Here is a 6,664-nt window from a genome sequence, read left to right as displayed (position 1 = left end):
CGAGCGGCCAAAGGGATCAGACTGTAAATCTGACGGCTCAGCCTTCGCTGGTTCGAATCCAGCTCCCTCCACCACTTCTCTACTATTCCTATATTCCTATATTCCTATATTCCTATATTCCTATATTCCTATATTCCTATATTCAGTAACATCAAAACACCCACTGTAAACTCATACCATTTTGTTTTAACCAATTAGATGATGTTTTGTAATCGGGGAGAAACGCCTCTACGCGCTGCCAAAAAGCTTTGCTATGATTTAAATACTTTAAGTGGGCAAGCTCATGAACAATCACATAGTCTATAGCGTGGTAAGGAGCACCTATAAGATGTAAATTAAAAGTGAGTTCTCGCTTGCTATTACAACTCCCCCACTTTCGTTTATAAACACCTATTTTTAAATCATTTGGCAACTCTTCACCCATTTGAGTACAAAAATACGCTAAACGCATCTCTATGTATGCAATAAGCTGCTCTTTTAAATAAGTCTCTAATAGCTGTCGATAATTTTGATAAGTATTTTTAACTCGAGGAGATATTGTGATAAGCAAGTGGTCATCATACGGGGTTACTTTGGAATCTTGGCCTGAGTCCAGTTTCAAACAAATAGTTTCTGAAAAAACCCTGATTTTTTTAGATTCAAAGGGGTACTGCTTAGTGTCATCAATTGACGATTGTTTTTTTAATTGTTCTGCAACCCACTCTTGTTTGTCAAATAACCAAGTATCAATGTGTTTTTTTGCGACAAAATGTGGCGCATACACAGTTACCTTTTGACTATGCACTTTTATTGCGACTGTTTTGCGTCTAGTACTCTTTTTTAGTTGATATTCAAACACGACCTAAACTCTAAATATTGCATCCGTTTATATAATCCATATTACCATCAATTTTAAACTCTTAAGCATAAAGTCGCACTTAACTCCTAATCCGCTTTATTATAATAAGCTATAGATTGAGCCGTCTGTTTTATTTGAATTGAAAGTTAAAATATTTTATTTACTTCAATAACAAAAAATAAATAAACTTGGTTAAAATTCGTCACTTTATAGCGCGATTAGAAATAACGGTTCATTTATTAGTAAATTAGATTAAACTTGTAAAATAAAGATTATATTTCGAGCCGTTATGCTATCAGCTTTCTTCATTACAGACCAAGATCCAAGCCTAATACTCAATGGGGTTTACGACCCTCTTCTAGTCTCAATGTCTGTATTAATAGCCATTTTTGCTGCTTTTTTTACTACTAAGCTCATTGATTTAGCAAAAGAGACTAAATTCCCTCGTTATCAACGCTTAGCAAATATAACTGCAGCAACTGTATTTTCTTCTGGTATTTGGAGTATGCACTTTATAGGTATGTTAGCTTTTTCGCTATGTACTAATATAAGCTACGATCCAACAATCACACTACTCTCTTTTCTTCCTGCTTTATTAGCATGTCAGTATGCGGTATCAATACTTGTAAATAGTGATGGAAACTTTAGAGTGCTCAGCATTTGCTCCATCTTACTAGGGGCTGGTATTGGTACAATGCATTACAGCGGTATGGCTGCAATGGAGCTTTCCCCAATGTTGCGCTATGACCCACTGACCTTTGGCCTTTCAATTTTAGTTGCCGTCGCTCTTTCGTTTATAGCGTTATATAGCCGCTTTAATCTTGAAAAATTTTTTCCAAAACTATCATACCTACAAAATAGAGCCATCAGCGCTACAATATTAGGCTTTGCTGTTGCTGCTATGCATTATATGGGCATGGCATCTACACGCTTTGTTGCAACATCTCCTCTTTTATATGACGACGCAAATGCTTCTGCTGGGCTCACTTTTGTAGCCATCGCGGTTGCAACTGCAACGATTGCCATTACAAGCGTAGTAGCGGTACTTAATGGCATGGTCAGATATAAAATGTTACTTGAAGAAAAGTCAGCCGACGAGTCTCGCTTAAACGCAATTTTAGGCACAGCCATTGATGGAATCGTAACGATTGATCACACCGGCATTATTTTGAGCTTTAACGAATCAGCCAGTAAAATTTTTGGCTGGCACGAAAATGAAGTACAAAATCATAATATTAAAATGCTAATGGATGATGCTATCGCGATGCATCACGATAGCTACCTTTCTAAAGCTAAAAATATTGATTTAGGTAAAGTAATCGGTGTTAACCGTGAAATTTTTGCAAAGCATAAAAATGGCCACTTATTCCCGATTCGTTTGGGGATTGGAGAAGTTAATCAGCCAGGGCAAAATCCTCTATACGTAGGCTTCATAACAGACTTATCAGAGCAACGAGCTTTACAAAAAAGCCTAGAGGAAAAAGAACAAAAGTATCGCTCTTTAATGGATAACATGCCAGGTGTGGCTTTTAGGTGTAAATTTGATGATAACTGGACCATGCTTTTTATCAGCCCGAGCATCAACGAGTTAACGGGTTATAACCCTAATGAATTTACTGAACATTGCATTGAATTTAACGATCTAGTTTTAAAATCAGACCAGCAACCTATTGTAGATGCCGTCACAAAAGCCGTAGAAGAGAAACGTCAGTATTCAATCGAATACAGAATTCGCCACAGAAGCGGTAAAATCTTATGGCTTTTAGATAAAGGCAGCATCGACTTTGACCCCCAAGGCCAAGCAAAGTGGATTGATGGTGTTTTAGTCGATATTACAGAACGCAAAGAATATGAAGAAAAACTAGAGCAAGCTAAATTTAAAGCTGAAGAAGCTGCTTATGCAAAGCAATCTTTTATGGCTAATATGAGCCATGAAATACGCACCCCTATGAATTCTATAATAGGTTTTAGTGACTTGTTAATGGATACCCCACTTGATCAAGAACAACAAAAACATTTAGTGACCGTAAATAATGCAGCGCGTTCATTACTTAGATTATTAAATGAAATTCTCGATTCCGCAAAACTAGAGCGCGGTAAGCTCACTATTGAGCCAATACACTTTAGTTTAAAGCCAGTAATAGACAGTATTATTTCTACTTTTTGGTTAGAAGCTAAAAAGAAAGATTTAGAACTTAAACTTCATATTAAAGAATCAGTAAGTGCTACTTATTACGGTGACCCAGATCGACTCAGGCAAGTACTTACTAATTTAATTGGTAATGCTATTAAGTTTACCGAAAAAGGCTCTGTTACCGTAACTGTTGCTATAACACAAAATCAGCATCTGTTTTTTGAAGTGCAAGATACCGGTATTGGTATTGCAAAAGATCGTATTCAAGCAGTGTTTCAACCTTTCGAACAAGCCGATGGTACTACTACTCGCCGTTTTGGTGGTACAGGTCTTGGTACTACCATAAGCAAACAACTTGTAGAGCTTATGGGCGGAACAATAAACTTAGTAAGTGAGCTAGGTAAAGGCACCTGCTTTTACTTTTCATTGCCGCTTACTTTAGGTGACGAAACTAAAATAGATCATTTTGATGGTCTACACACACAACTGCCTGCACTTAGGGTGTTAGTAGTTGACGATATAGAGCAAAATACAGAACTACTTTCTTTACTCCTGTCACGCGATCAACATGCAGTTACCAAGGCATCTAACGGACTTGAAGCGATTAAAGTATTTGAAGAACAAGACTTTGATGTCATTTTAATGGATATACATATGCCATTGTGTGATGGCATAGAGGCAACACAAAAAATAAGAGCAATAGAAAATCAAAGACAAATTAAATACACGCCAATTATCGCGCTCACAGCCAGTGTATTACAACAAGATAAGCTTACGGCTAAAAAAGCAGGCATGAATGGCTTTGCAAATAAACCCGTCGATATAAATCAGCTAAACCAAGAAATAGCACAAGTGCTTGGTCTTGGTATTGCAAAAGAAATGGTTATATCGCAAAGCGATCCTAAAGCGCAGCATATAGATTTTGAAAAAGGGTTAGCTCTTTGGGGTTCTAAATGTAAGCAACTTACAGAGATTACTAAATTTATTAGTGACAGTAATAAACGGTTCGAAACATTATTCAGTGATAAATTATCAAACATAAAAGATGTCGATAGCACCATTCACACACTTAAAGGTGTTGCTGGTAACTTAGGCCTAATAACATTAATGAAGTTATTAACCGATTTAGAGCAAAAACAAAGTGACGCTAAAGTTATTAGTACTTTAGACGATATAAAAAACGAGCTACTTGTCATCTCACAACTGCTGTCATCTAATACTTGCGATAAGCCAAGTAGTAAGCCTGAAGATAATAGTTCTGACACGCTATCAATTGATGAAATTAAGTCACTGTGTAAGACGCTTTATCAAGATGCACAAAATGCAGAGCTAAATGATGAGCTATTAGCAAAGCTGCAACGCGGCGCACCTTCAATCTATAAAAATGAAGTTGATGCTATAGCCGAGGCCTTTGATGAATTTGATTTTGATAAAGCACACGTAATACTAGAAACCTTACTTGAAAAACTAACAAACAATGAGTATTAATTAATGGATTTTACAACAGATAGGCCACGAGTATTAATTGTTGACGATGAGCCTGCAAATCTAAAAGTAATGCGCGAAGTGTTAGGTAATCAATATCGTATGTCGTTTGCTAAATCGGGTGATGCCGCATTGGCACTACTTGAAAAAGAACTACCAAAGCTAATCTTGCTCGACATAATGATGCCAGATATGAATGGTTTTGAAGTATGTCAAATAGTTAAAGGTAACCCTAAAACATCACACATCCCAATTATTTTTGTAACTGCACTTGGTGATGAAAGCGATGAATATAAAGGTTTTGAGTTAGGCGCCGTAGATTATATTACTAAGCCAATAAGCCCTGCTATTGTAAGAGCTAGAGTTAAAACTCACTTGTCGCTAGTGCAAGCTGAGCAATTAAAACAAGCACATGTAGATTTAGTACAACGCCTAGGCCGTGCTGCTGAATATAAAGATACTGACACTGGCGAACATATAGTGCGTATGAGCCAATACAGCAAAGTATTAGCATTAGCGCTAGGTATGGATGAGCAAAGTGCAGAGCTTTTACGCCAAGCCGCCCCAATGCACGATGTTGGGAAAATAGGTATCCCTGATGCTATCTTACTCAAGCCAGGAAAGTTAACTTTTGAAGAGTTTCAACATATGAAGAAACACGCCATAATTGGTGCACAAATATTAGCAAATTCTTCATCGCCATTATTACAACTCGCTCATAAACTTGCTATTGAACACCACGAAAAATGGGATGGTTCAGGCTATCCTAACGGGATCAAAGGCGAAGAAATATCAATTGAAGGTAGAATTGTTGCCGTTGCTGACGTTTTTGATGCTCTGACTTCAAAACGCCCTTATAAAGAGGCATGGAGTGTAGAGAAAACAGTTTTGCATATGCAAGAGCAAGCAGGAGCTCATTTTGATCCCGCTCTAATCGAACTATTTGTGAAAAACTTAGACGATATTCTTGCTATAAAAAATTCAAATCAAGAAAGCTAATTCTTTTTAGCGCTGTGAGAGCCAAGCTCAACATTTGGATAGTAAGACTTTATATAACGATAGTCATGTGAGGTAATTTCATGGCTATTACCGCTTTCATCTTTAAAGTACATAGAAAACGTTACACCATGATCCGCTAGCACTGCTTTTATGTTTAAACCCTCAAGATGATTACGCCATTGAATAAATTGATCCCCTGAGGCCAAAAATGCAATCCCTTTACTACGCCCCTCACCTTCAAAAAGTGCTAAACGAGTTGTTGAACTAGTATCTTCAAGTGTTAAAGGGCCGCGTCCGTCCTCATCCCAAAAGGCAAGCTCGGGTACTACACTAAAACCTAAAACACGCTCATACCACTTAACGGCATCAACCAAGTTATCAACATTTAAATGGCAATGATCAATCCCAGATAATTTAGGTATGCTTGTATTATTCACGTTACTCACCTATTTCTGACTTTAATTGCTCTAAAAAGTCATGCATATACCTTGTACGCCTGTTCGCTTCTGCTTTAGCAGATGGCGTATTCATACTATCGGCAATATGTAATAACTTTATAAAAAAGTGATCAAGCGTGTATGTTTTATCATCAGCCTCGCGTTCAACACAAAAAGGGTCTTCTGGATTGTACAATAGCCGAGAAATTGATCCGCCTACTTTCATGCATCGACTCACCCCAATAGCGCCCAATGCATCCATTCTGTCAGCATCTTGTACTATTTGCGCTTCAACTGTTTTAATTTTTATATTTGCGCTGAAACTATGAGCGGCAATGGCATGATGAATCTCATCAAAAAGTGACTCGTCATAATTAATAGATTTTAAAAATTCCAATGCCTTATCGGCTGCCATAGTAGAGGCTTTTGCACGATCAGGGTGGTTTTTAGCCACCGCCACACAGTCGTGCATCCACGCTGCAGGTAATACAACTGACATGTTTGCCTGCTCCGCATTACATAACTGTATTGCAACGCGCACCACGCGTTCTATATGGGTAATATCGTGAGCAACATCGGCATGCACTAAAGAGGTTATAAATTCTCTACATTGTGAATTAAGTATTTTTAAATCGGGGCTTAAAACGGCGTCAGGCACTATTAGGTTCCAAAAGCTAATGAATCGATAAATTATCCGTACTTTACCGTGCTTTATGCCCACCTTGCAAAACATTCATTGTATGTTGCTCCTTGCTTGACTAAAATACAGCG

5 protein-coding genes are annotated in these 6,664 nt (G+C 37.7%); 2 read left to right on the top strand and 3 right to left on the bottom strand.

Features of this window, described 5'->3' with window-relative positions:
- Nucleotides 1-151 precede the first annotated feature (151 nt).
- Nucleotides 152-838 carry a M48 family metallopeptidase gene (locus I6F54_RS15600; RefSeq protein WP_331461808.1) on the bottom strand — a complete coding sequence of 229 codons (687 nt, stop codon included), beginning with the start codon at nt 836-838 and terminating at the stop codon, nt 152-154.
- 289 nt (nt 839-1,127) lie between these two features.
- Here I6F54_RS15600 and I6F54_RS15595 point away from each other — a divergent pair, with 289 nt between their 5' ends.
- Nucleotides 1,128-4,460 carry an MHYT domain-containing protein gene (locus tag I6F54_RS15595; protein ID WP_197142203.1) on the top strand — a complete coding sequence of 1,111 codons (3,333 nt, stop codon included), beginning with the start codon at nt 1,128-1,130 and terminating at the stop codon, nt 4,458-4,460.
- Nucleotides 4,461-4,463: 3 nt separating this feature from the next.
- On the top strand, nt 4,464-5,456 hold the full coding sequence (locus tag I6F54_RS15590; protein ID WP_197142201.1) for a response regulator: 993 nt from the start codon (nt 4,464-4,466) through the stop codon (nt 5,454-5,456).
- Here the strand turns inward: I6F54_RS15590 and I6F54_RS15585 are convergent.
- Complete coding sequence (locus I6F54_RS15585) at nt 5,453-5,893, bottom strand: VOC family protein (protein ID WP_024590998.1); 441 nt, start codon at nt 5,891-5,893, stop codon at nt 5,453-5,455. The genes I6F54_RS15590 and I6F54_RS15585 overlap by 4 nt on opposite strands.
- A 1-nt stretch (nt 5,894) precedes the next feature.
- Nucleotides 5,895-6,626, bottom strand: a complete 732-nt coding sequence (locus I6F54_RS15580; RefSeq protein WP_206008658.1) for an HD domain-containing protein — start codon at nt 6,624-6,626, stop codon at nt 5,895-5,897.
- Nucleotides 6,627-6,664 lie beyond the last annotated feature (38 nt).

It is taken from the genome of Pseudoalteromonas sp. SWXJZ10B, from assembly GCF_015864475.1.
Lineage (GTDB): Bacteria > Pseudomonadota > Gammaproteobacteria > Enterobacterales > Alteromonadaceae > Pseudoalteromonas > Pseudoalteromonas arctica.
The sequence above is the reverse complement of the archived record's forward strand: the minus strand, read 5'-3'. Positions and strand labels throughout refer to the sequence as shown.